The sequence below is a fragment of the Nonomuraea sp. NPDC049625 genome (genome assembly GCF_040675285.1).
Lineage (GTDB): Bacteria > Actinomycetota > Actinomycetes > Streptosporangiales > Streptosporangiaceae > Nonomuraea > Nonomuraea angiospora_A.
On sequence record NZ_JBFAOQ010000009.1, the window covers coordinates 279,868 to 302,131 of the forward strand.

Consider the following 22,264-nt stretch of genomic DNA (forward strand, 5'->3'; position numbering starts at 1 on the left):
GGCCCGGGGAATCCCCGCCGCCTCCCCGGGCCCCGCGCCGCGTCAGCCGCCGCACGCCGCGAAGACGAACATGCCCTTCAGCATCCGATACCGGTCCCGGACCTTGACCGCGCCCGTCTCGGTGTCGATCTGGACGATGGTCATCTTGTTGCCGCTCTCCTGGTACTGGACCAGGTGGACGGTCACCTGGGTGTCCCCGGTCCAGTCGACCATGTCGACGTCCCCGGCCGGCAGGTTGAGCTTCTTACGGCCGACGACCTGGTCGCTCTGCATGTCGTACAGGACGAGCTGCGGCTTGTTCCCCGCCACGAGGGCCGCGACCGTGCGGCCGTCGGCGGACAGCGCCTGCGGCGAGTTGGACGACACGACCTGCGGCGGCGTGCCGCGTACGAGCTGCTCGCCGGTGTCGCTGTAGACGGCCAGGTCGGTGACGCCCTCGTCGCCGTCGGCGCTGGTGAGCACCTCGTCCCCGTCGCCGCTGAAGCCCAGCACGGTCAGGTTGCCCGGCACGGAGCCGAGCCGGCCGCCGGTGGCGGTGTCGAACACGCGCGTGCTCTGGACCTTCTCGCCGGAGATGACGGCGGCCAGCCGGGCGCCGTCGTCGGACAGGCGCAGGGTGATGTTGTTCTGGTCCACCCGGGGCAGCGCGCCCTTGGCGAACAGCTTGACGCCGCCCCCGAGCGTGCGCACCGCCAGTTTGCCGGTCTTGGTGAGGTACGCGATCCGCTGGCCGTTGCCGCTGACCGCGATGGGCGCCGAGGCGTAGACGAGCTTCTTGCCCTTCACGTCGAGCGCGACCGTCTGGGCGTCGTGCAGCATGCTCTGGCTGCCGTCGTGCATGACGAGCCGCCAGTCGCCGCACGGCTTGGCGTCCCCGTCCTTGCCGCAGCTCTTGATGGCGGCGTACCGGACGCTGTCGTGCCCCCGATGTGCCTGCGCGTGCGCGTGCGGCTCCGCGTACGCGACGCCCCCCGGCACCGCGACGACGGCGGCCGCGAGGACCGCGAAGATCTTGGCTTTCATGTCGTTCACTCCCCCGCCTTCACATAGGCGTACCTGGTCTTGCTGATCGTGTATCGGCCGGTCCGGTTGAGCGCCCCGGAGTCGGGATCGACGGTGAGCTCCCGTATCACCGCCGTCTCCCCGACGTCACCGCTCTCCACCACCGCGTGGAGCAGGCCGTCCGGCCCCCACCAGGCGAGGTCCGGCGGCACGCCGGGCGAGAGCGGCAGGTCGGCGCCGCCGGACAGCTGCCCGGTCGCCAGGTCGTAGGTCCGCACCCTCGGCGGCTTCTTCGTGTCGGCGTTGCCCGAGGTGAACACGGCCACCGTCCGGCCGTCGGGGGCCAGGGCGAGCGTGGGGGCGTTCGCGACGAGCTGGGGCGGGGTCGCCTTGACCGAGGCGCCGCCGAGCCGGCGCGCGGTCAGGCGGAGCGTGTTGTCGCTCAGATAGCGCTTGGTCAGCACCTCGTCGCCGTCGCCGCTGAACCCGCCCATGCCCTCTCCGAGGGGCAGTGTCGTGATCTTGCCGGTCGCGACCGTGATGACCTTGGCGGGCAGGCGGACGGGCTCGTCGCCGTAGTCGATCACGACCGTGTCGCCCTTGGGCGACAGGTAGACGCCGATGTCGGAGGTGCCGACGCCCTTGGGGACCGCGGCCTTGGGCAGCGTCCTGGCCGGGCCGCCGGCGATCGGCTGGACGACCAGGCGGTGGTCGCTCTTGCGCTCGTACGCCATCACGCGGCCGTCGGCGCTGATGGCGAACGTGACGGTGTCGTGGACCTCGTTGCCCTTGGCATCGATCTGTGAGGTGGCCGCGCCGGGCACGGCGACCTTGCGGCCGTCGCGCATGATCAGCTGCCAGTGACCGCAGGGGTAGTCGAGGTCGTCCTTCTTGTGGGTGCAGGTCTTGACCCAGGCGGCGCGGGCCTCCGGGGACTTCGACTGGGCGTGGGCGGCGCCGGGCGAGAGCCCCAGTCCGCCGATGACCGCCGACGCCAGCAGGGCCGCGGTCGCTGAGGGGTGCCTCATCGGTGTGATCCTTTCGCTCACCCCGTTAGACACCCGCTTGACGTGACCGGTTGGTCACAGATCGGCCACGGCTGCGGCTCACTCCCTCCGGGGGTCCAGCGGGCGGCGGCCCGCGAAGCCGAGCTCCGTACGGTGGTACCAGGCGAGCTCCGGCTCGCCCTCGATCCAGCACAGCCGCACCGACACCCCGTCGATCACGGCGGGAAAGTCGACCAGCACCGGCGCGATGCCCTTAACCTCGATGCCCCGCTCGTTCCACCCGCTGAGGATCTCCTCGATGCGGGCCTGCAGCCCCTTGATCTCGGGCAGCCCGCCGAGCGGGGAGCTCCCCGTGGCCCGCCGGTCGAAGTCGATCTCGGCCAGGTCGGCGCGGGCGGCGATCACCTCGCGGGCGTCACGCATGACGCCGGGAAGCAGCTCGCGGGCCTCGTCAAGGGTGAAGATCCGGTCCATGCCACAGACGTTACGGCGTGTACGCCTCGATGAGCAGCCGTTCGGCGTGGTCGAGATAGTCGTCGAGGTACGCGGCGGCCTTCTTGGGCCGCCCCGACTCGAGGAGCCCGAGCAGGGTCCGGTTGCGGTCGACGAACGGCTCGTGGAAGGCCCGCGGGTTCTCCATCACGTGGAAGACCAGCCGCAGCTCGGCCAGGAGCTGGCGCATGGCCTCGTCGATCCTGGGGCTCTCGTTCAGCGAGACGAGCGCCTGGTGGAAGCGGATGTTGGCGGTGCCGACGCCCTGCCAGTCGTCCTGTTCGGCGGCGCGCTCGGCGTCGAGCACGGCCTCCTTGATCACGGCCAGCGCCTCGGGGGCCGGGCCGCGCCGTACGGCCGCCCCTTCGAGCACGCGGCGCACGCGGTAGAGGTCGGCGACGTCCTCGGCGGACGGGAGCCGGACGAACACGCCCCTGTTGAGCTTGTGGTCGAGCAGCCGCTCGTGGCCGAGCAGCCGGAACGCCTCGCGCAGCGTGTTGCGCGACACGCCGAGCCCTTCCGAGATCGACTCCTCCGACAGCCGCTGCCCAGGACGGAAGAAGCCCTCGCTGATGCGGTCGCGCAGGATGTCGGCCACCCGTTCCGCGGTGCTGCTGCGGCCCAGCCTGGGGCGGTCCTGAGCGAGATCGGCAACCACGTTATCCACATTTGACAGCGAATCATGGAGCAAACCTCTTGTCGAATTGTTCAACGATTCTTATGTTGAAGAGGACCCCCTAGACGAACAAGGAGCGATCGAATGACAGGCTCCGCGCAACAGACCCGGCGGGTGATCCTCGCCAGCCTGATCGGAACGTCGCTGGAGTGGTACGACTTCTTCCTCTACACCACCGCGGCGACCCTGGTCTTCCCCAAGCTGTTCTTCCCCGCGCTCGACCCGTTCAACGCGACGCTGGCGTCGCTGACCACCAACGCCGTGGCGTTCGTCGCCCGGCCGCTCGGCGGCGTCGTGTTCGGCCACTTCGGCGACCGGGCGGGGCGCAAGACCGTGCTGGTGGTGACGCTCCTGGTGATGGGCGTCTCGACGTTCCTCATCGGCGTGCTGCCCGGCTACGCGAGCGCGGGCGTGCTCGCGCCGATCCTGCTGGCGGCGCTCCGGTTCGTGCAGGGCCTGGGGCTCGGCGGCGAGTGGGGCGGCGCGGTGATCATGTCGCTGGAGCACGGCGACGGGCGGCGGCGCGGCTTCAACGCGAGCTGGCCGCAGGTCGGCGTGCCCGCCGGATACGTGCTGGCCACCGGGCTGCTGACGCTCCTGTCGTTCACGCTGTCCGACGCGGCGTTCCTGTCGTGGGGCTGGCGGGTGCCGTTCCTGCTGTCGGGCGTGCTGGTGTTCGTGGGCCTGTGGGTGCGGCTGCGGGTGACCGAGTCGCCGCTGTTCGCCCAGGTCAAGGAGCAGGGCGCCAAGGCGGAGATGCCGCTGCTGGAGGTGCTGCGTACGCACCCGCGGGCCCTGCTGTCCGCCTTCACCGCGCGGATCGGGGTGGACGTGGCCTTCTACACGTTCACCGCGTACATCATCGTCTACCTCACCACGGTGCTGAAGCTGCCGCGTTCGTACGCGCTCAACGCGGTGCTGATCGGGTCGGCGCTGCAGCTCGTGCTGATCCCGCTGGCCGGCGCGCTGTCGGACCGGTTCGGGCGGCGGCCGGTGTACTTCGCGGGCGTGGTGGGCGCGGCGGTGTGGGCGTTCGCGTTCTTCCCGCTGCTCGACACCAGATCGTTCCCGCTGATCGCGCTGGCCGCCGTGGTCGCGCTCGTCACCCACGCCGCCATGTACGGGCCGCAGGCGGCCTTCATCGCCGAGCTGTTCAGCACGCGGCTGCGCTACAGCGGCGCCTCCATGGGCTATCAGGTGGCGGGCATCGTCGGCGGCGCCCTGGCCCCGATCATCGCCCTCAGCTTGTTCGACACGTACCAGACCACGGTCGCGGTGTCGATCTACGTGGTGGTCGCCCTGGCGGTCACGACCCTGGGCCTGGCCATCGCCCCGGAGACCCGCGATCTCGACCTGGCCGCGCAGCCCGACCCCGGCTCCAAGGCCAAAGCCTCCCTGCCCGGCCAGGTGGGACCCTTCGCCTGAGCCGGAAGCTCTGAGCTCAGCCGGAAAACGCCGCGAGAAGCCGCGGGCGGCGGCTGCCAACGCCGCCCGCGCGGAAGGGGTACTGATGAGAATCGCCCTGATCGTCATCGCCGCGCTCATCGCCGTCCCCCTGCTCATCGGGGGCCTGGGGGGCCTGGAGAGCACCGGCGGCGGCGAGGTGGCCGTCATCCGCGACGGCGGCCCGCTCGACGACAACCAGGTACGCCAGGTGATCAACCCCGGCTCCGGCCTGACCTGGACCGGCATGTGGTCGTCCACCCACCTCTACCCGGCGCAGCAGCGCTTCTACACGATCACCGCCGACCCCAAGCGGGCCACGACGCTCGGCGTGGACGTGGTGACGGTGCCCAGCAGCGACGGGGTGAACCTCGGCATCGAAGGCACCCTCTACTTCACGCTCAACCTGGACCATCAGACGCTGAAGACGTTCGACGACAAGTACGGCACCCGCACCTTCCGCGCCCAGGACGACCGCTCGCTCTACGCGTGGGACGGCGACGAGGGCTGGTCGGCGTTCTTCGGCCAGGCGGTCCGCCCCGTGATCGACAACGCGCTGCGCGGCCAGATCGGCGCCATGCGCTGCGCCGAGCTCGTGCCGTCCTGCTCGCTGCTGGAGAGCTCCACGCTCAAGCCGCAGGACAGCAACGCCAACATCGTCAAGGTCCAGAACGCGGTCGACGCCTCGCTGACCCGCGACCTGCCGGCCACGCTCGGCGGCGACTTCCTCACCGGGCTGCGCTTCACGCTGGCCAAGGTGACGCTGCCGGGCGAGGTGCAGCAGGCCGTGGACCGCTCGCTGGCCGCCTCGGCGGCCGTCTCCGAGGCGCAGGCGAAGGTCGCCCAGGCCAAGGCGGAGGCGGACGCGAACCGGGCAAGGCAGGACGGTTACGACAAGTGCCCGGCGTGCGCGGAGATCGAGAAGCTCAAATCGCTGCCGCAGGGCATCACGGTGTACGCCCCCGGGAATCCCCAGTCGGTCGTGGTTCCGTCGCGGTAGTCAAGATGTGGTTGACTCTTTTTGCGCGCAGCGTCTGGGTTGTGACGGAATCGCCACCTATTCACAGAGCAACCTCCACCTAATACGCATAAACTGCGCGGCTGTGAGCCTGCCTGTACGTGAACGTTCCCCCCGGCCGGGCGGCGGTCGCCACCGCCGTCCCGTGCCCACGTCCCTGCCGCCGGACGCCCCCATGCTCGTGCTCGCCACCCCCGGCGCGGCGGCCGGCGTGGCCGAAGAGATCGCGGCCGTGGTCCGCCTCGACCACCCGCAGATCGAGGTGCGGCTGACGAGCGTCACCGACCTGGCGGACTCCCTGCCCTCCGGCCGCGACGCCGTCATCGTGCCGCTGCTCACCTGGGACGATCCGGTCGTCCTGGCTGAGATCGGCAAGGCGGTCGCGGCCGGCGGCAGCGGCGCCGTCGTCACCGAGGCGCTCGGCCCGCACCCGCTGCTGGCCGAGGCCCTGCACATCAGGCTCGCCGAGCGCGGCCTGGCCAGGGCCGACCGCGTACGGCTGCTGAACGTCTCCAGCCCCGTGGACGCCGTCATCATGGCCACGGTGGGCGGGGAGCGCGCGGTGCACGCGGTGCAGGCCACGGCGGTGCTCCTGGCCTCCAGGCTCACGCTGCCGGTCGTCTCGGCCTCGCTCGACAGCGAGCCGGGCATCGCGATGGCGGCCCAGCGGCTGCGCGCGGCGGGCGCCGAGCGCCTGGCCATCGCTCCCTGCATGATCGGCCACGAGGCCTCCACGGGGATCGTCGAGCAGGCCGCCGCCTCGATCAATGCCGGGCACGCGGAGCCGCTCGGCGCGCACAGCGCCGTCGCCGAGCTTGTGGCGCGGGCTTACGGGAGTCAACTCGCCACTTGACATGGGCTTGTAGAGATCACAGGAATCGCGTTACCGTCTGCAAATGCGGCGGGTGGTGTACAACGGCGAACGGCTCGGCCTCCGTGACGTCGCGGAGGCCGACGTGACCGCGCTGCACGCGGTCTACGGCGACACCACGGCCACGCAGCACATGCCGTTCGCGCCCCGCAGCCTGGCCGAGGTGGCGGGGCTCGTCGCCCAGGCCCAGGAGGCGGCCGCGACCGAACCACGCCGCCTGTACGTGCTGGCCGTGATCGACACGGCCCGCCGCGACGTGATCGGGGTGGCCCGCCTGCACATCGAGGCCGACCACCCGCACAGCGCCGAGATCGGCTTCGGCCTCCACCCCGACCAGTGGGGACGCGGGGTCGGCACGGACCTCGTGCGCTTGTTACTGTCGTTCGGCTTCAAGCAGCTCGGGCTGCACCGCGTCTGGGGCGCCCGCTCCCCGGCGAACTTACCCGCCCAGCTCGCCATGCTGACCGCCGGGATGGTCGAGGAAGGCCGCATCCGGCACCACGTGCACACGCCGAACGGGTGGCGCGACTCGATCGTGCACTCGGCGTTACAGGACGAGTGGACCGAACGCTAGACCGCCACGGAGAGTGGCGTGACCCGGGATTGTCGGTCGCGGGTCCTACGATGAGCCTCCTCACGGAGGGATAGTCCAATGCTCGACGCGCTGATCGTGCCCCTGTTCGTCACCACGGATCTGCCGCCCGAGTCGGAGCTGGCCGAGTTCGGGGAGTTGCTCGCCGAGACGGCGCGCGTGCTCCGCCACGAGGGCGACGACTACGAGGCGTTCCTCGCGGGCAAGGTGTTCTGGCTGGACCGTCCCGTGCTGCCCGAGCAGCGCCCGGCGGCCGAGGCGGAGCTGCGCTTCGCGGGCATGCTGGGCTATCTCGCCGCCTCCGGTCCCGGCCACACCTCGCGTGACGTGGTCGGCGACGTACGCCGGGCGATCGGCGAGGCCGTCACCGGCCGCTACGGCGACGTGGGGGTGGTCCCGGCCGTGTTCGCGATCCGCGACCAGGACGTCCGCGAGCGCACCCCCGATTCCGCCCTCTACTTCGACACCCGCGACGCCACCCCCGATCTGGTGAGCGCGACCAGGAGCTACCTCTAGCCAGGCGGGCGCGCCTCGTGCGATCGTGAACGGCTATCAGACCCACGGGCCGCCGCCGCGCGACACGGTTGCGGCTGACCACGAGGAGGTCCTCGCATGGCCGTGCTCGGCGCGATCTGCTTCGGGCTGGTGATCGGCTGGATCACGTACGGGACGCTGCGCCGCAGGCAGGGCGCGGCAGGCCTGTCCGACCTCGCGGCGGTGCTGGCTCCAGTGCTGGCCGCTGTGGGCGGTGGGGCGGTGACCGCGCTGGTGGGCACCCCCGAGGTCTTCGGAGCGTACGCGGTGGGCCTGGCCATCGGCTTCTTCGGCTACCTGGTCGCGGCCACGCTCATGCCGGACTCGAAATGGCTGGGCGACTGAGCCGGTCCTACGCGACCAGCAGGCAGTCGAGCACCACAGCGGCGATACGCCCCGGCCGTTCGGGGTCGGCGCGATGCCGCTCGGCGGTGATCGCCGCGACGACGACGGCCTGCACGTCCTCGGCGTCCACGTCCGCCCGGACGGTGCCGGCCTCCTGGGCCCGCGCGAGCAACTCGGCGAAGGCCCGGCGCAGGTCCAGCGCGAGTCGCTGGGTGAGCTCCGACAGATCGACCTCCGCCCTGGCGAGCGCGTCGGCGAGGTCCTGCTTGGCGCGGGCCTCACCGATCAGGCCGAGCAGGAACGGGAAGAACGCCGACCCGCCCTGATCCGCCTGGACGGCCTGGCGGGCCTGCTCGGCGAGCCCGCCGAGGCGGTCGGCGAGCACCGCCTCGACCAGCGCCTCCTTGGCCGGGAAGTGGCGGTGGACGGTGCCGGGGCCGACCCCGGTCCGGCGCGCGATCTCGTCGAGCGACACGGCCAGGCCCTCGGTGGCGAAGGCCTCCCGGGCGGTCTGGAGGATCCGCTCCCTGTTGCGCCGCGCGTCGGCACGCATCGGCCGCCGGCTGTCCATCGTCCCCCTCGCGTTCTGCTGCGTCCCACCGTAGAGGCTGCTCGCCCGCTCGTCAGGAGGGCAGGCCCACCAGGACGTACGGGGCCCACAGGTCGGGCTCGGCGGGGCCGTAGAGGTCGCGCAGCTCCAGTACGGCCTCCCGCAGCGCCCGTGCCGGGCCCATGCCGGAGCGCAGCCTGGTGTGGACGTCGCGCATCAGGGCCCTGGTGACCTCGTCGGAGACCGGCCAGAGCGGGAGGAGCACGGACCTGGCGCCCGCCTGGAGGAACGCGTGGGCCAGGGCGGCCACGTCGTCGCCGCCACCCGGCGTGGGGTCGCGTTCGTGGGAGCCGAGGACGACGAGCCGGGCGTCCACGGCCATGCTCATGAGCCGCCTGCCGGTCAGGAGGCCGTCGGCGAGCCCGATGCCCGAGCCGAACGGGTCGTCCGGGTCGAACACGCCCGGGCACGACAGCTGCACCACGTCCCAGGTGCCGGGGAGCCGGGTCGCGGTGGCGGCCGGACCGGTGTGGGGCGGGACGTCCAGCAGGGCGCCGGCGTCCCGCGCCGCCGCTTCGAGCGCGCCGCGGGCCTCGGGTTCGGGATCCGGGGTGTACCCGAGCACCAGTGACCGGGTGCCCGTCGCGGGGCCCCGCCGGGTGAGGCGGGTCAGGGCGGCGACGGAGGGGGCGTAGGTCACGAGGGCGCGTTCGAGGAGCGAGCGGCCGTCCGGGGCCAGCGCGTGGAGCGGGACCCGGTGCAGCTCGGCGTGCGGGACCAGGTACAGGTGGTCCAGGTCGTCGCCGAGCGCGTCGAGGACGTCTGACAGCAGGAGGTCGGCCAGGCGGCGCCAGACGGCCGCGCGGTGGCGGCGCGCCTCGATGTCCAGCAGCCCGGGACGGCGGCCGACGGTGGTGGCGGTGAAGTCGGCCAGCAGGTCGTGGCCGACGGTGGTGGGGAAGGCGCGCGGCTCGGACCAGCCGGTGCGGTGCGCGAGCACCGTCACGCTCTCCTCGCCGACGTGGAAGCCGACCACGGCGATCCCGCTGCCCGGGCTGCCTTCTGGGGTGACGAGGGCGTCGAGGTGGAGCTGGTCGAGCGGCGGGTCCCGGTGCAGGGCGACGTAGCCAGGGGCGAGGGGTTCCATCCGCCGCCACAGCGCCTCCACCTCGGCCTCGGCGGTGCGGGCGCGTCCGAGCAGCGTCGCGGCTTCCGACGGGTCCCGGGTGTTCCCAGCGGCCGACCTGAGCGTCCGCGTGGTGTCGAGTCCGCGCCGCTCCGCCTCCACGAGCTCCGGGGGCACGCCGTCGGGCACGGGCCAGCGCCGATGGCTGAGGTCGGCGGCGGTCGGCCGGTCCTCGACCGTCCAGGGCCAGGACTCCTCACCCTGACGCGCCGGCTCGGACCAGCGCTCGCCACCACCCCTCACCGCGCCGAACCGGTCGTCATCACCATCCCCCACGGGCTCGGACCAACGCCCCGCCTGCCCTGGCCAGCGGCGGTGGCCGAGGTGGGTGGTCAGGGTGTGGGCCTTGGCGTGCTCCAGGTGCCGCCAGGCGGCCAGGCCGCGGCCCAGGCGTACCGCGAGCCGGATCGCGCGGTCGCGACCGGAGGCGTGGCCCAGGTCGCAGGCCCGTTCGGCGTCGGCGAGCGCGCTCGGCAGGTCCCCCAGATGCTCGGCGGCGACGGAGCGGTTGTGCAGGGCGATCCCCAGCTCCAGCTCGTGTCCGAGCTCCTCCAGCAGCCCGATCGCCTCCGACAGGTGCCGGTGGGCGCGGGCGTACGAGGTGGTGGCCACGTACAGCGCACCGAGCCGGCCGAGGGCGAGCGCCTCTCCTGCCGGATATCCGATCTCCTGGGCCAGGGCCGCGGCCTCCGCCAGGTCGACCTCGGCGCGGGAGGAGTCCTCGAGGCGGGCGAGCAGGATGAGCGCCAGAACCACGCCACGGGTCCGGCCGCGGGCGTGCTCGATGTCCAGGGCCCTCTCGGCGAAGAGCCTGGCCTGGTCCGTCGAGTCCCGCAGCGCGCACACCAGGCTCAGGTCGGCGTAGCTGTCGGCGAGGTCCGTACGGGAACCCGCTTCCTCCACGATCGCGATGGACTGCCGGTAGAGGGCCTCGGCCTCCGCCAGCTCGCCCAGCTTGAGGTGGAGCGCGCCCCGTCCGGCCAGCAACGGGGCCCGCAGCGCGCGCCAGACCGGCGAGGACAGCAGCTCCAGCCCCTCGTCGAAGGCGCGTGCGGCCTCCGCCCAGCGGGCCTGATCGGCGCGGACGCGACCGAGCAGGTCGAGCGCCTGGACGAGGTCCGCGGGGAGCGCGGCGTCCGAGTCGCGGGCCAGGGCGACCGCCTCGGTGAGGTGGCCGGCGGCCTCGTCCAGGCGGCCCAGGTCCCGGGCCGCCGCGCCGAGGTTGCGCAGGTGGTCGATCACGAGGGCGTCGCGCAGCTCGTAGCCGCGGGCGGCGTACGCGCGGGCGGCCTCCAGGTCCCCCAGCGCCCGGCAGAAGGAGGAGAGCTTGACCAGCAGGAACGAGTGGTAGTCGGAGGCGAGGGGGCGGCCGTTGACGGGGTTCGCGGCGAGCGTCTGCTCGGCGAGGGCTCGGGCGGTCTCCAGGTCGCCGGCGGCCTCCGCCTCCTCGATGCGGAGCCAGGTCTCCAGCCGTTCGGCCCGGTCGCCGTCCGCCGCTCTGATCGCCTGGTTCAGGGTCGCGTGGCCGCGGGTCGCCTCGCCGAGCGTGAGCTGGATGCGGGCCAGGCGCGACAGCAGCTCCGCGTCCAGGCCCCCGCCCATGACCGCGATGAGCTCAAACGCTCCGCCGGACTGCGCGGAGCCGCCGCGCTCCCCCGAGCCGCCGGACGACGCCGGGCCCAGGGGTGTGGGCGGGTCGAAGGATGCGGGCCGGTCGAAAAGCGCGGGTCGGTCGGGAGGCGCGGGTGGTGGGGTGAGGGTGGCGAGGCCGGCTTCGAGGGCGGCTCGGGCGCGGCGGAACTCGCCGCGTTCCTCCAGCGCGAAGCCGAGCTTGATCGAGGTGAGCGCCGCCAGCCGGGGCTGGTCGCCGGCGTGGAATCCGGCCACCGCCAACTCCAGCGCCTCCACCTGCGCGTCCAGGTCCCCGGTACGGGCCGCCAGCGCGGCCAGCCGGTCGCGGACGACCGCCTCCTTGAGCGGGTCCCCGGCCGACAGCCCCAGGGCCGAGTTCAGCCGTTCCGCCGCCTCGTCCCACGAGCCGAGCCGCAGGTCCAGCGCCACCCGCCCCAGCACGGCGACGAGGACGGCCCCCGCGTCCCCCTCGGTGGCGGCCAGCTCCAGCGCCCGCTCCAGAGCGGCCGGCGCGTCGTCGTAGCGGTCGAGCGCGGTCAGGCAGGAGGCGCGCATGGTCAGCGCGGACGCCTCCTTGACCGGGGCACGCAGCCTGGCGAACGCCTCCGCCGCCGCCCCGAACTCCTCCAGCGCCCGCTCTGGATCCCCTTCCGCGTACGAGAGCGCGCCCAGGTTGTAGCGCGCCGAGGCGGCCCCGTCGTAGTGGCCGAGCGACTCGTACTCGCGCTCGGCCAGCCCGAAGGCCGTCCGGGCACCGTCGGAGTCACCACGGCCCCGGCGGCGCCCCGCGATGCGGTACCACTCGTCGGCGGGCTCGCGCCGCTCGCCCCTGCGCCGCACGATCTCCACCAGCCGGGTCTCGCAGGCGGCGGCCTGCCCGGGGTGACCGCGCTCCACCAGCAGGACGGCATGCGCGTCGAGCGCCCGGCACGCGTCCTCCCACGCCCCGGCGGCCTCCAGCTCGATGGCGCAGGCGGCCATGCGTTCCGCGGCCGCGGTGAGGTCGTCCTGGTCGACGGCCGCCCGGGCGGCGTGGACGAGCGCCATGGCGGCCGGCACGGTCTCGCCCAGCTCCCGATAGAGCTCACGGGCCTGGACCGCGCAGGCCACGGCGCCGTCCGGGTCGCCGGCGGCCAGGAACGCCTCGGCCGCGTGCCCCTGCTGGGCCGCCTCCTCCGCCGCCAGCCCGGCGCTCTCGCACAGGGCGATGGCGCGGTGGTGGTGTTCGAGCGCGCGGACGGGGTCGCCGGCTCTGAGCAGCACGACGCCCATGCTGCCGAGCTGGAGCGCCTCGGCCCGGACCTCGCCCAGCAAGCCGTAGCCGGCCGCCGACCGCGCGAACGACTCCAGCGCCGAGCCCAGCTCGCCCAGCTCCTGGTACGCGCGCCCCTGCTCGGCCAGCGCGTACGCCGTCCGAGCCCCCTCCTCGAAGCCGGAGCCGAACGCCTCCGCCGAACGCCCCAGCACGGCGCAGGCCACCCGCAGCCGCCCGAGCGAGGCCAGCCGCAGCCCGGACTCCAGCAGGAACTCGCCGGGCGATTCGGCCTGCCGCTCGGCGTAACGCAGCAGCTCGACCGTGACCTCGTCGTTCCGCGTGGCCAGCGCCAGCTCGGTCGCGACCCCCGCGAGCCGCTCGTCCGGCACCGGCGTCCCGTCGAGGGCCGCGCCGAGCTGCGACAGCAGCTCCGGGTCCCCTTCCCTGGCGAGTTCGAGCACCTCCCCCAGGTCCCCCGGGTCGCCCTGCGCCGAGAAGCGCGCCAGCAGCGCCCCGCACAGCACCCGCTGCGCGGGCGCCGGGTCCTGGGCGGACTTCACGGCCACCTCCAGACCCTGGCGCGCGGACGCCACCGCCTCGTTCAGGTCCTCCACCCGTCCCGAGTGCGCGGCCCGCCAGCGCAGCACCTCCGAGACGAGCCCGTACGCCTCCGCCCGCGGCGACAATCGCTCACCGGCCGCCAGCGCCTCGCGTAACGCGGCGATCGCCTCGTCGGCGTGCCCGGCGTCGAGGTCGAGCTTGAGCGCCTGGCCCAGCAGCATCAGGACCCTGGGCCTGGCCGGGTCCCGCTCCCCGTGGGCCGCGAGCGCGGCGCGCGCGGCCGCGATCGGCTCCGCGGGGTCCCCGCAGGTCACGACGGCCCGCCTGAGCAGCGCGTTCGCCAGGTTGGCGAGCAGCCTGGCGCGGTCGGGGTGCCCGCGCGGAGCCTGGCCGGCCGCCTCGCGCATGACCTCGATGGCGGTCTCCAGGTCGTCGGAGTCGCCGGTGACGCCGTACCGGTTCCAGCGGCGGTCTCCCAGCAGCCCGAGCCGCACGACGGGGTCGGCGCCGAGCCCGCGCGCCGTCTCGCCGGGCGTGATGTGCAGGGCCTCCAGCATCTCCGTCCCGGCCTCGAGCGAGCGCTCGTCCCCCGTGACGACGAACCACTCGACCAGCCCGGCCGCGTACGGCGCCAGCACGCCGGGATGGGCCCACTTCTCGTGCCAGAAGTCCAGCGCGCACTGCCCGACCCGGATGAACGCCAGCAGGTCGCGGTCGGCGTACGACCCGGTCGAGCGTGCCCAGGTGAGCTCCACCAGCGCCAGCAGCGCCTGCGACCGGTCCTGGCCGGCCGGCGGCGCCTGCGCGGCCGCCACGTACGCCCCGGCCAGCTCCTCGTCGCCGAACGCCGCCAGCCCGAGCGCCGTGCCCAGCTCGTCCACGTACGCCGGCTCGGCCAGCGCCGCCCTGAACAGCACGTGCACGGCGTCGTCGACGACCTCCAGCTCCCCCGTGGCCCCGAACAGCCGTACCAGCCCGTCACCGAGCAGCGCCAGCGCGCCGGGCGCCCACGCGGGGTCGGGCGAGCCCGTCGACTGCCGCAACAGCAGCTCGCCGAGCCGATCGGCCACCTCCGGCGTGGGCCGCGCCATGGCGCGCCGCACGAGGGCGTGGATCAGCAGCCCCACGTGCGGGTACGCCGACGGGTCCACGTGCTGGAACACCTCTTCGACGAGCCCCGCCCACGTGTCGGCCGAGTCGCCGGGGGGCACGTTCGAGCCGCGCAGCCGCTCCGGGAGCCGCGCCGGATCGACCACGGCGACGGCGGCGAAGTACGTGCCCGCCACCGCCGCGTCCTGCGTGAACCGCTGGTCCAGCCGGTAGCGGGCCAGGTGGAGCATGCCGATCAGGCGCCAGGTGACGGCGTCGGTCCGGTCGCCGGCGCACGCCCGCATCGCCTGCTCGGCCTCGACCAGCGCCGCGGGATCCCAGATCAGGCCGGGATCCGCGGCCTGCTCGAACCGCTCGATGCGGGCGGCCAGCGCCCGAGCCGGTTCGGTCATGGGCACAGGCTCTCACCGGCGTGCGCGCCCGTACAGAACCGTGCCTCAGACCTCCACATCGCCCCGTACGGTATCGCTCTTTACGGTGTCAGCTCGATGAAGGACACGCCCGGCATGGGCAGATCGAACTCGAGGGTGACCGTGCTCCCGGCGACCGTGGCCGGAGAGGTCAGCTCGTCCAGGGTGTTGGCGGCGCGAAGTTTGTCCCACTGCTCGTCCGCCGGCCAGTCGCCGCCGCCCATCGCCTGCCAGGCCGCCTGCACGTTGGAGTGGTCGCGGTCGATGCGGTGGTGGGTGACCGTGTACTCCCTGCCGGCGAGCCCGTCGACGGTCAGGGACACCGTACGGGTGAGCTCGGGGGCGCCGTCGGCCTGGGCGTGGTTGAGGGTGCCGTTCCAGACCAGCACGCCGATCCTGCCGTCCTCGTGCCGGGCCGCCCACGCCTCGACGCCGGCCACGTCGCCGTCGAGCGTGGCGGCCAGCTCCGCGTCGCCCAGCCGGGAGGCCAGGGTGAGCGCGTGGAAGCGGGGCTTGCGCAGGTTGCCGACCGTCAGCAGGCCGAACCCGCCGTGGAACAGCCGCGGCGGCCGGCCCAGCTCCTCGAAGTGGTCGGAGGCCACCCAGTGCGACAGCGCGGCGATCCGGCCGGCGGCCGACTTCATGCCGTGCAGCAGGAACGCCGCCCCGAACGGCCCGTCGCCGATGCCGTGGAAGTGGGTGGGCGTGGGCCCCCATTCGGTCCACCAGACGGGGACGTCCACGCCGTACCTGGCCAGGACGGGACGCCAGTCGAGCGGCGCGTTGCCGTAGGTGTGGCTGGAGACGAAGTCGAGCGCCGCGCCCGACTCCTCGACGTGCGCGAGCAGCTCCTCCACCCAGCCGTCGGCCGCCGAGGCGGGGCCGCCGACGCGCAGGTCCGGGTGCACGTTCTTCACGGCCGCGGCGGTGACGTCGTAGAGCAGGAAGTACTCCTCGGGCGTGCCGGTCCAGAAGACGGCCAGGTTCGGCTCGTTCCAGACCTCGAAGGCCCAGTGGTCGATCAGCTCGTGGATCCCGTACCGCTCGGCCAGGTGCTCCACGAGCGCCCTGACCAGGTCGCTCCACGCCTCGAAGTCCTTCGGCGGCGAGACGACGGCGTCGTAGCCGAAGACGGTCCTGGAGGGGTCGGCGGCCAGGTCGCGCGGCATGTAGCTGAGCTCCACGATCGGCCGCAGGCCCAGCGCCACGACCTTGTCGTAGACCTCGTCCACGCGGCTGAAGTCGTAGACCGCCTGACCGTCGACCTCGCGGTAGACGCCCAGGTCGTCGCAGAGGATGGCGTGGGCCCTGACCGTCTGGACGCCGAGCTCGTCACGCATGACGCGCAGCGCCTCGGCCAGCTCCTCGCCGATGGGCCGGCCGCCGCTCTCGTCGGTGCTCAGCAGGTGCGACAGGTGCTCCGACCCCACCATGTACGCCCACGGGCGCGGCAGCTCGCGGGTCACCCGCCCCGCGTCCACGTGGACCGACAGCCCGGCCGGCCCTTCGAGCGGAGCGGCCTGGACGGGCTCGGACAGCGGGCCGGCGTGGTCCACGGCGGCGACGGCGGCCACCTGGTAGGACGCCGCTCCGTGTCCGGTGTCCACGTACCGGCAGGACGGGACGGCGGGCACGTCCACGTCCGGCGGCGTGGCCGGCGACCCGTCCCGGTGCACCACGTAGCCGATGGCCCCGGGCACGGCGTCCCAGGTCAGCGTCACCTGGCCCGCTCCCGGGACCGCCGACAGGCCCGTCGGGGCCGGCAGCTCGGGCCGGGAGGCCGGGGTGATCGCACCGGACTCCTGGCCGATGCGCTCCTGCCAGTCGCGGTGGGCAGCCATGTTCATGAAGTGACGTTCCATTCCTCGATTTCCATTACCGGGCGCAGCTTGGCCTCCACGCCCGAGCCCGCGAAATAGCGGTGCAGGTCGCCGCCGGTGAGCACGTTGCCCAGGGCGGCCATCACCATGCCCTGGTCGAGTGCCAGGTACCACTTGGACACGGCCCCCGAGCGGACGGCGACGGCGTCGTAGAAGCCGCCGGGGCCGTAGGCGTCGAAGTTCCGGCGGAGCTTGTCCAGGTTGTCGATGGCCGCGTCCTTCGCGTACGGCAGCGCCAGGAAGCTGGCGTGCGGCGTCACGACGCCGTCGCCGTAGGCCGTGGGCTCCGGCTTGGCCGGGCGGCAGCCCTCGTAGCCGGGGTCGGTGCTGGTGCGCTCGCGGTCGGTGGTGTAGCCGGGCTCGTCCATGCCGAGCGGGTCCACGCCGTACTCGCGGTAGCCGCCGTGCGGGTCGTTGGACGGCGAGAAGCCCCAGTAGCCGTACTTGGCCTCGTTCATGCCGTGCTCGATCTGGGCGCGCACGAACACCGGGTGGTTGCGGCCCCAGCTCTTGGGCGCCCACTTCGCCTCGGGGACCACGAGGTCCGGCATGAGGGCCTCGAACATGGAGCCGCCCCAGTTGGGGACGTAGCGCATGCCTCGGTAGGCGTACGTGCCCTCCCAGACGTTCACGCCCAGGTACTTCTTCCACGAGCCGACCGGCTTCTGGTCCTGCCAGCCGAAGTCGCAGCCGTTGTCGGGGAAGGTGCGGTACGGGCCGAAGTAGCTCTCGCGCGGGAGCTGGCCGAGCGCGATGCCCACGTACTGGCCGATGCGGGTCTCGGCGGGCGCGCCGTAGTGGTGGCAGGTCGAGTAGACGGTCGTGCCGGTGCCGGCGTAGTCGCTCGCGACGTGGCAGCCGTCGGGCGGCTCGGGCCAGAAGCCCCCGCGGATCAGGCCGGTGCCCGCGTCGGGGCGGGCGGCGGGGTCGTAGTAGGAGGCGAAGTTCATGGAGGTCAGCAGACGGTTGGCGCGGGCGGAGTATTGCGGGGTCGCGTTGCGGACCATCATCAGGGCCGCGGCCAGCCAGCCGTTGTCCACGCTGGAGGCGAACAGGCGCACCGGATCGCCGGTCTCCGGCCAGGTGTGGATCAACTGGAGGGTGCCGGGATCGTACCAGTTGTAGAACTGGCCGGTGGGCGTGTTCCGCTCAAGTCCCTCCAGCGCCTTGATCACCCGGCCGATCCTGGCGACGGCGTCCCCACCGCTGATCAGGCGCAGGTCGCGGGCGGCGAGGGTGCTCCACAGGTACGTGCCGATGTTGGTGGGCGAGGTGACCTTCGCCCTGGTCGCGAGGTCGCCGGTCACCTTGTCGGCGGGCAGGCCGGTGGCCGGCTCCACCATGGCGGCCATCGACCGCCAGGTGTCCTTGGCGTAACGGAGCAGGGTGGCGTTCGCGGAGGCGTCGGCGAGGGCGGGGGTGGCCGGCACCGTCAGGGCCAGCACGAACACACCGGACAGGACTGTCTTGCGCATGGGGGGCTCCTCTACTTGAGGCCGGTGGTGGCGATGCCCTGGATGAAGAAGCGCTGCAGGAAGACGAACAGGAACAGGATCGGCGCGATCACCACGACCGACCCGGCGACCAGCAGGTTGTAGTGGGTGGCCTCGTGCCCGTTCAGGATGTTGAGCGCGACCGGGAGGGTGTACATGTTCTCGCTCTGTGCGACCACGGCCGGCCACAGGAAGTTGTTCCACGAGCCGAGGAACGTGATCAGCCCCAGCGTGGCCAGCGGCGGCCCGCACAGCGGCAGGATGATCGTGAAGAAGATCCGGAACTCTCCCGCGCCGTCCACCCTGGCCGCGTGGATCAGCTCGTCCGGCAGGTCGGCGATGAACTGCCGCATCATGAACACGCCGAGCGGCGTCACCACGGTCGGCAGGATGATCCCGATGAACGTGTTGACCATGCCGAGCTTCGCGATCAGCACGAACTGCGGCACCACGAGCACGATCGCCGGGATCGCGAGCTGCACCAGCACCAGGCCGAAGGCGAGGTTCTTGCCGCGGAAGGACAGCTTGGCGAAGGCGTACCCGACCATGGAGCAGAACAGCAGGTTGGTGGCGACCAGCGCGAGCGCGATGAGCATGCTGTTGGCGAAGGCGTTGCCGATGTTCACCCGCTGGAACAGCTCCGCGAAGTTGTCCAGCGTGAACGTCTCCGGCCAGAACGTCGGCGGGTCGCGCCTGATCTCCCGCTCCGGCTTGACCGCGCTGAGCGCCGTCCACAGGAACGGCCCGGCGACCAGCGCCAGCCCCAGGCTCAGCCCCAGGTAGACGACCGCGCGCTGGCGGCGGGTCCGGCTCATCTGCGCCTCCCCAGCCTCAGTTGCAGTACGGCCAGCGCCACGATCACCACGAACAGCACGGACGAGGCGGCCCCCGCGTAGCCGTAGTTGCCGACCCCGAACTGGCCGAAGATGGCCAGCGAGGCCGACAGCGTGGAGTCGAGCGGGCCTCCCCTGGTCATGACCAGCGGCTCTTCGAGAAACTGCATGAAGCCGACCGAGCTGTAGACGGTGCAGAAGAGCAGCACGGGCCGCAGGGAGGGGACGGTGACCGCGCGGAAGCGGGCCCAGCGTCCGGCGCCGTCCACCTCGGCGGCCTCGTACAGCTCCCTCGGGATGCTCTGCAGCGCGGCCAGCAGCACGACCATGTTGAAGCCGAAGCTGCGCCAGGCCGTCATCACGATGATCGACGGCAGGGCGGTGGACGTGCTCTGCAGCCAGTTGGGGCCCTGGACGCCCACCAGCTCCAGCAGCCGGTTGACCAGCCCGGCCTCCGGCTCCAGCAGGAACTTCCAGGCCACGGCGATGCCGATGATGCTGGTGATGTTCGGCAGGTAGTAGCCGAGCCGGAAGAACGCGGCCGGCAGCCGGGCGATCCCCGAGTTGAGCAGCACGGCCGCGGCCAGCCCGAGCCCGATGGTCAGCGGCAGCGCGGTGACCACGAAGACCACGGTGTTGAGCGCCGCCTTGCGCATGGCGCCGTCGTTCATGAGCCGCAGGTAGTTGTCGACCCCGACCACGTTGACGGCGAGCGGGTCGCTCACGTCGGTGCTGCGCATGTCGGTGAAGCTCATGCCGATGCCGACCAGCAGCGGGCCCAGGTAGAAGACCGCGAACAGCACCACGAACGGCAGGATGAAGATCCAGCCGATGCCGGTCTGGCGTAACGTGCCCCTGAGCCTGATCGGCGCCACCCGGCGAGCGGGGACCGCCACGCTCATGGGCCCTCCCTCCTGTTCACAGACCGGTGCCGATCGTGTCGGCCTGCGACTGGATCGCCTTGAGCGTCTGCTCGGGCGTCTGCGCGCCCCGGGCCAGCTTCTCCAGCTCGGTCTCCAGCACCCTGGCCACCTGCTCCCACGTCGGGAACGGCGGCGGCGTCTTGGCGTCCTTGAGCTGCTCGCCGAAGACCGCGAGCTGCTTGTCGGCGGTCAGCTCCGGCTCCTGCCAGGCCGCCGCGACCGCGGGCAGTGACTTCACCGTCGTGTACCACTTGGCCTGGACCTTCGGCTCGCTCAGCCACTGGATGAACTTCCAGGCCGCGTCGCGGTTCTTGGCCTTCTTGAAGACCACCATGTCGGACCCGCCGAGGAAGCTGGTCGCCGAGACCGGCCCCTTGGGGTAGGGCGCGACGTCGAACTGGTCCTTGAAGCCGGGACCGCCGTCGTTGTTCAGCACGCCGACCATCCACGGGCCGGAGAAGAAGCCGCCGACCTCGCCCTTGATGAAGCTCTGCGGGAAGGCGCCCTCCGGGGTGTTGTTGGGGGCGAGCTTCTGGGTGAACAGCGACGCGTACTGCTTGAGCGCCGTGAGCGCCTCGGGGGTGTCGAACGTGTACTTGCCGTCCTTGACGATCTCGCCGCCCGCCTGCCAGATGAGCGGCAGCACCTCCTGCCAGGAGGCGCCCTGCGTGTAGCTCTGGTTGAAGCCGTTCTTGGCACCGCCCTTCTCCTTGAGCGCCTTGGCGAACGCGGTGAACTCCTCCCACGTCTTCGGCGGCTCCACGCCGGCCTTCTTCGCCTGGTCGGTGCGGTAGTAGAGGACGCGGGTCTCGACGTACCACGGCACCCCGTACGCCGTGCCGTTGACGTCGACCGTCTGCCAGGCGCCGGGGAAGAACACGGACTTGTCGACCAGATTGCCGGGGGTCGGCTCCAGCGCGCCGGTCTTGGCCAGCTCGCCCGACCAGGTGGAGCCGACCATGCTCACGTCCGGCGTGGCGCTGCCCGCGATGGCCGCGGTGATCTTGTCGTGCGCCACGTCCCAGCCGATGGCCGTGACGTTGACCTTCACGCCCGGGTTGGCGGCCTCGAAGTCCTTGACGAACGCGCCGAGCGCCTTGCCCTCCTCGCCCATCGCCCAGACCGTGACCTCCCCCGTGATCTTGCCGGTCGTGACGTTCTGTGCCTGCTCAGGAGTTCTGTCTGCGCTGCGGCCGCAGCCGGCCGCCAGGATCGCGAGGGCCAGCACGCCTCCCGCGGCGCGCCGGGTGGTGGTGTTCACGGACTACCTCCTGGGGGTTGGTCACCGCGGCCGGAACGGATCTCCGGCTCGGCGGTCAGGGCTCGGTGACGTCTCGGGGTGGTCGCCGCAGCTGGAGCGGACCACCAGCTCGGTGGGCAGGCTCTGGTGGCGGGGCAGGTCGCGGGCGCGGGTGATCAGCTCGTCGAGCGCGCGGGCGGCGCGGGCGCCGAGCTCGCGCATGGGCTGGCGTACGGTGGTCAGCGCCGGGCGGGCGTGGCGGGCGGCCATGATGTCGTCCCAGCCGGTCACGGCCAGGTCGCCGGGCACGCTCAGGCCCAGCTCCTCGGCGGCCAGCAGCGCGCCCAGCGCCACCTCGTCGTCGGAGCAGATGATCGCCTCGGGCCTGCCCTTGCCTTTGAGCAGGTCCCTGGCGGCCTCGAAGCCGCACTCGACGGTGTAGTGGCGCGTGTCCACGGCCTCGATCGCGCCGCCGAGCACCGCCCGCACGCCCTGCCAGCGCTCGTCCACGTCGTCCTGGCTGGCCATGGGCGCGCCGAGGAAGGCGAAGCGCTCGTAGCCGTGCCCGGCCAGGTGGGCGGCCAGCTCTCCCGCCGAGGCCCGGTTCTCGCTGCGCAGCGTGTCGGCGCCGGTCAGCGGGTCGCGCGAGATGAACACCAGCCGCATGCCGAGCCGCACCAGCTCGGCGACCAGCGGCTCGGGGACGGTGTGACCGAAGATCAGCATGCCGTCGACCCGCCCGGCGAGGTCCTTGACCAGGTCGTTGACCCGCGTGCGCCCCTTGGTGGACAGGATGACGACGGAGCGCCCCAGCTCGGAGGCGACCTCCTCGTAGCCGAGCAGGACCTCGGTGTAGTAGGGGCCCGCGAGGTCGGGGAAGACGATGCCGTTGGCGGCGTGGCGGCCCTCGGCCAGGCTCACCCCGAGGCGGCTGGGCGTGAAGTTGAGCTCCTCGACCGCCTTGAGCACCTTCTCGCGCGTCCTGGCCGCGACCGGGCCGGTGCCGCGCAGCGCCCGGGACACGGTCGCGATCGACACGCCGGCCCGCTGGGCCACCTCGTAGATGGTCACGTCCATCGAGCGTCTCCCTGTTGTGTAAGCGCTTCCACTATGGACTGTAAGCGCTTACACACATGCATCCTGCCAGGGTTGTTAACTTCTCGTACAGACCCCGGCGAGTAACGGTGAGGTCACGCCCTCGATGGGTAGTC

18 protein-coding genes are annotated in these 22,264 nt (G+C 72.5%); 6 read left to right on the top strand and 12 right to left on the bottom strand.

Features of this window, described 5'->3' with window-relative positions; translation table 11 throughout:
- Positions 1–42: 42 nt before the first annotated feature.
- The 4 genes from AB0J87_RS35770 to AB0J87_RS35785 form a co-directional block, all read right to left on the bottom strand.
- Positions 43–1,023 (bottom strand): hypothetical protein, encoded by a 981-nt coding sequence (locus AB0J87_RS35770; protein ID WP_363972408.1) that lies wholly within the window; start codon positions 1,021–1,023, stop codon positions 43–45.
- A gap of 5 nt (positions 1,024–1,028) precedes the next feature.
- A complete protein-coding gene (locus AB0J87_RS35775) occupies positions 1,029–2,030 on the bottom strand; it encodes a hypothetical protein (RefSeq protein WP_363972411.1) in 1,002 nt (333 codons plus the stop codon).
- A 78-nt stretch (positions 2,031–2,108) separates the two neighbouring features.
- A complete protein-coding gene (locus AB0J87_RS35780; RefSeq protein ID WP_363972415.1) occupies positions 2,109–2,483 on the bottom strand; it encodes a DUF2203 domain-containing protein in 375 nt (124 codons plus the stop codon).
- A gap of 10 nt (positions 2,484–2,493) precedes the next feature.
- Complete coding sequence (locus tag AB0J87_RS35785) at positions 2,494–3,168, bottom strand: GntR family transcriptional regulator (RefSeq protein ID WP_363972418.1); 675 nt, start codon at positions 3,166–3,168, stop codon at positions 2,494–2,496.
- Positions 3,169–3,261: 93 nt separating this feature from the next.
- Between AB0J87_RS35785 and AB0J87_RS35790 the strand changes: the two genes are divergently transcribed.
- The 6 genes from AB0J87_RS35790 to AB0J87_RS35815 all read left to right on the top strand — a co-directional run bounded on the left by AB0J87_RS35790 (position 3,262) and on the right by AB0J87_RS35815 (position 7,980).
- Entirely contained in the window at positions 3,262–4,602 is a 1,341-nt protein-coding gene (locus AB0J87_RS35790; RefSeq protein ID WP_363972421.1) for an MFS transporter, read from the top strand.
- A gap of 85 nt (positions 4,603–4,687) precedes the next feature.
- Positions 4,688–5,620 (top strand): SPFH domain-containing protein, encoded by a 933-nt coding sequence (locus tag AB0J87_RS35795; RefSeq protein ID WP_363972424.1) that lies wholly within the window; start codon positions 4,688–4,690, stop codon positions 5,618–5,620.
- A 163-nt stretch (positions 5,621–5,783) separates the two neighbouring features.
- On the top strand, positions 5,784–6,491 hold the full coding sequence (locus AB0J87_RS35800; RefSeq protein WP_363972427.1) for a hypothetical protein: 708 nt from the start codon (positions 5,784–5,786) through the stop codon (positions 6,489–6,491).
- A 43-nt stretch (positions 6,492–6,534) separates the two neighbouring features.
- A complete protein-coding gene (locus AB0J87_RS35805; protein ID WP_363972430.1) occupies positions 6,535–7,083 on the top strand; it encodes a GNAT family protein in 549 nt (182 codons plus the stop codon).
- Between the two features lie 78 nt (positions 7,084–7,161).
- On the top strand, positions 7,162–7,617 hold the full coding sequence (locus tag AB0J87_RS35810) for a hypothetical protein (RefSeq protein WP_363972433.1): 456 nt from the start codon (positions 7,162–7,164) through the stop codon (positions 7,615–7,617).
- 96 nt (positions 7,618–7,713) lie between these two features.
- Positions 7,714–7,980, top strand: a complete 267-nt coding sequence (locus AB0J87_RS35815) for a hypothetical protein (RefSeq protein WP_363972436.1) — start codon at positions 7,714–7,716, stop codon at positions 7,978–7,980.
- A 7-nt stretch (positions 7,981–7,987) separates the two neighbouring features.
- On the opposite strand, the gene AB0J87_RS35820 is transcribed toward AB0J87_RS35815, so the two are convergent.
- The 8 genes from AB0J87_RS35820 to AB0J87_RS35855 form a co-directional block, all read right to left on the bottom strand.
- Positions 7,988–8,533 carry a helix-turn-helix domain-containing protein gene (locus tag AB0J87_RS35820; protein WP_363972439.1) on the bottom strand — a complete coding sequence of 182 codons (546 nt, stop codon included), beginning with the start codon at positions 8,531–8,533 and terminating at the stop codon, positions 7,988–7,990.
- A gap of 70 nt (positions 8,534–8,603) precedes the next feature.
- Positions 8,604–14,666 carry a CHAT domain-containing tetratricopeptide repeat protein gene (locus tag AB0J87_RS35825; RefSeq protein WP_363972442.1) on the bottom strand — a complete coding sequence of 2,021 codons (6,063 nt, stop codon included), beginning with the start codon at positions 14,664–14,666 and terminating at the stop codon, positions 8,604–8,606.
- 80 nt (positions 14,667–14,746) lie between these two features.
- Positions 14,747–16,531 (bottom strand): hypothetical protein, encoded by a 1,785-nt coding sequence (locus AB0J87_RS35830; protein ID WP_363972445.1) that lies wholly within the window; start codon positions 16,529–16,531, stop codon positions 14,747–14,749.
- Positions 16,528–18,039: a glucoamylase family protein gene (locus AB0J87_RS35835; RefSeq protein ID WP_363972448.1), complete on the bottom strand. Its 1,512-nt coding sequence runs from the start codon at positions 18,037–18,039 to the stop codon at positions 16,528–16,530. The genes AB0J87_RS35830 and AB0J87_RS35835 overlap by 4 nt, the downstream gene beginning before the upstream one ends.
- Before the next feature lie 11 nt (positions 18,040–18,050).
- On the bottom strand, positions 18,051–18,872 hold the full coding sequence (locus AB0J87_RS35840; RefSeq protein WP_363972451.1) for a carbohydrate ABC transporter permease: 822 nt from the start codon (positions 18,870–18,872) through the stop codon (positions 18,051–18,053).
- Positions 18,869–19,792, bottom strand: a complete 924-nt coding sequence (locus AB0J87_RS35845; protein WP_363972454.1) for a sugar ABC transporter permease — start codon at positions 19,790–19,792, stop codon at positions 18,869–18,871. The genes AB0J87_RS35840 and AB0J87_RS35845 overlap by 4 nt, the downstream gene beginning before the upstream one ends.
- A gap of 16 nt (positions 19,793–19,808) precedes the next feature.
- Entirely contained in the window at positions 19,809–21,074 is a 1,266-nt protein-coding gene (locus AB0J87_RS35850) for a sugar ABC transporter substrate-binding protein (protein WP_363972457.1), read from the bottom strand.
- A gap of 21 nt (positions 21,075–21,095) precedes the next feature.
- The gene (locus tag AB0J87_RS35855) at positions 21,096–22,130 is read right to left on the bottom strand and encodes a LacI family DNA-binding transcriptional regulator (protein WP_350727006.1); all 1,035 of its coding nucleotides are present in this window, start codon (positions 22,128–22,130) and stop codon (positions 21,096–21,098) included.
- Positions 22,131–22,264: the final 134 nt, after the last annotated feature.

Bases quoted from the DNA above. Each gene is read 5' to 3' on its own strand.
- AB0J87_RS35770 (WP_363972408.1), bottom strand. From the start codon at position 1,023: ATGAAAGCCAAGATCTTCGCGGTCCTCGCGGCCGCCGTCGTCGCGGTG.
- AB0J87_RS35775 (WP_363972411.1), bottom strand. From the start codon at position 2,030: ATGAGGCACCCCTCAGCGACCGCGGCCCTGCTGGCGTCGGCGGTCATC.
- AB0J87_RS35780 (WP_363972415.1), bottom strand. From the start codon at position 2,483: ATGGACCGGATCTTCACCCTTGACGAGGCCCGCGAGCTGCTTCCCGGC.
- AB0J87_RS35790 (WP_363972421.1), top strand. From the start codon at position 3,262: ATGACAGGCTCCGCGCAACAGACCCGGCGGGTGATCCTCGCCAGCCTG.
- AB0J87_RS35795 (WP_363972424.1), top strand. From the start codon at position 4,688: ATGAGAATCGCCCTGATCGTCATCGCCGCGCTCATCGCCGTCCCCCTG.
- AB0J87_RS35805 (WP_363972430.1), top strand. From the start codon at position 6,535: ATGCGGCGGGTGGTGTACAACGGCGAACGGCTCGGCCTCCGTGACGTC.
- AB0J87_RS35810 (WP_363972433.1), top strand. From the start codon at position 7,162: ATGCTCGACGCGCTGATCGTGCCCCTGTTCGTCACCACGGATCTGCCG.
- AB0J87_RS35815 (WP_363972436.1), top strand. From the start codon at position 7,714: ATGGCCGTGCTCGGCGCGATCTGCTTCGGGCTGGTGATCGGCTGGATC.
- AB0J87_RS35820 (WP_363972439.1), bottom strand. From the start codon at position 8,533: ATGCGTGCCGACGCGCGGCGCAACAGGGAGCGGATCCTCCAGACCGCC.
- AB0J87_RS35825 (WP_363972442.1), bottom strand. From the start codon at position 14,666: ATGACCGAACCGGCTCGGGCGCTGGCCGCCCGCATCGAGCGGTTCGAG.
- AB0J87_RS35830 (WP_363972445.1), bottom strand. From the start codon at position 16,531: ATGAACATGGCTGCCCACCGCGACTGGCAGGAGCGCATCGGCCAGGAG.
- AB0J87_RS35835 (WP_363972448.1), bottom strand. From the start codon at position 18,039: ATGCGCAAGACAGTCCTGTCCGGTGTGTTCGTGCTGGCCCTGACGGTG.
- AB0J87_RS35840 (WP_363972451.1), bottom strand. From the start codon at position 18,872: ATGAGCCGGACCCGCCGCCAGCGCGCGGTCGTCTACCTGGGGCTGAGC.
- AB0J87_RS35845 (WP_363972454.1), bottom strand. From the start codon at position 19,792: ATGAGCGTGGCGGTCCCCGCTCGCCGGGTGGCGCCGATCAGGCTCAGG.
- AB0J87_RS35855 (WP_350727006.1), bottom strand. From the start codon at position 22,130: ATGGACGTGACCATCTACGAGGTGGCCCAGCGGGCCGGCGTGTCGATC.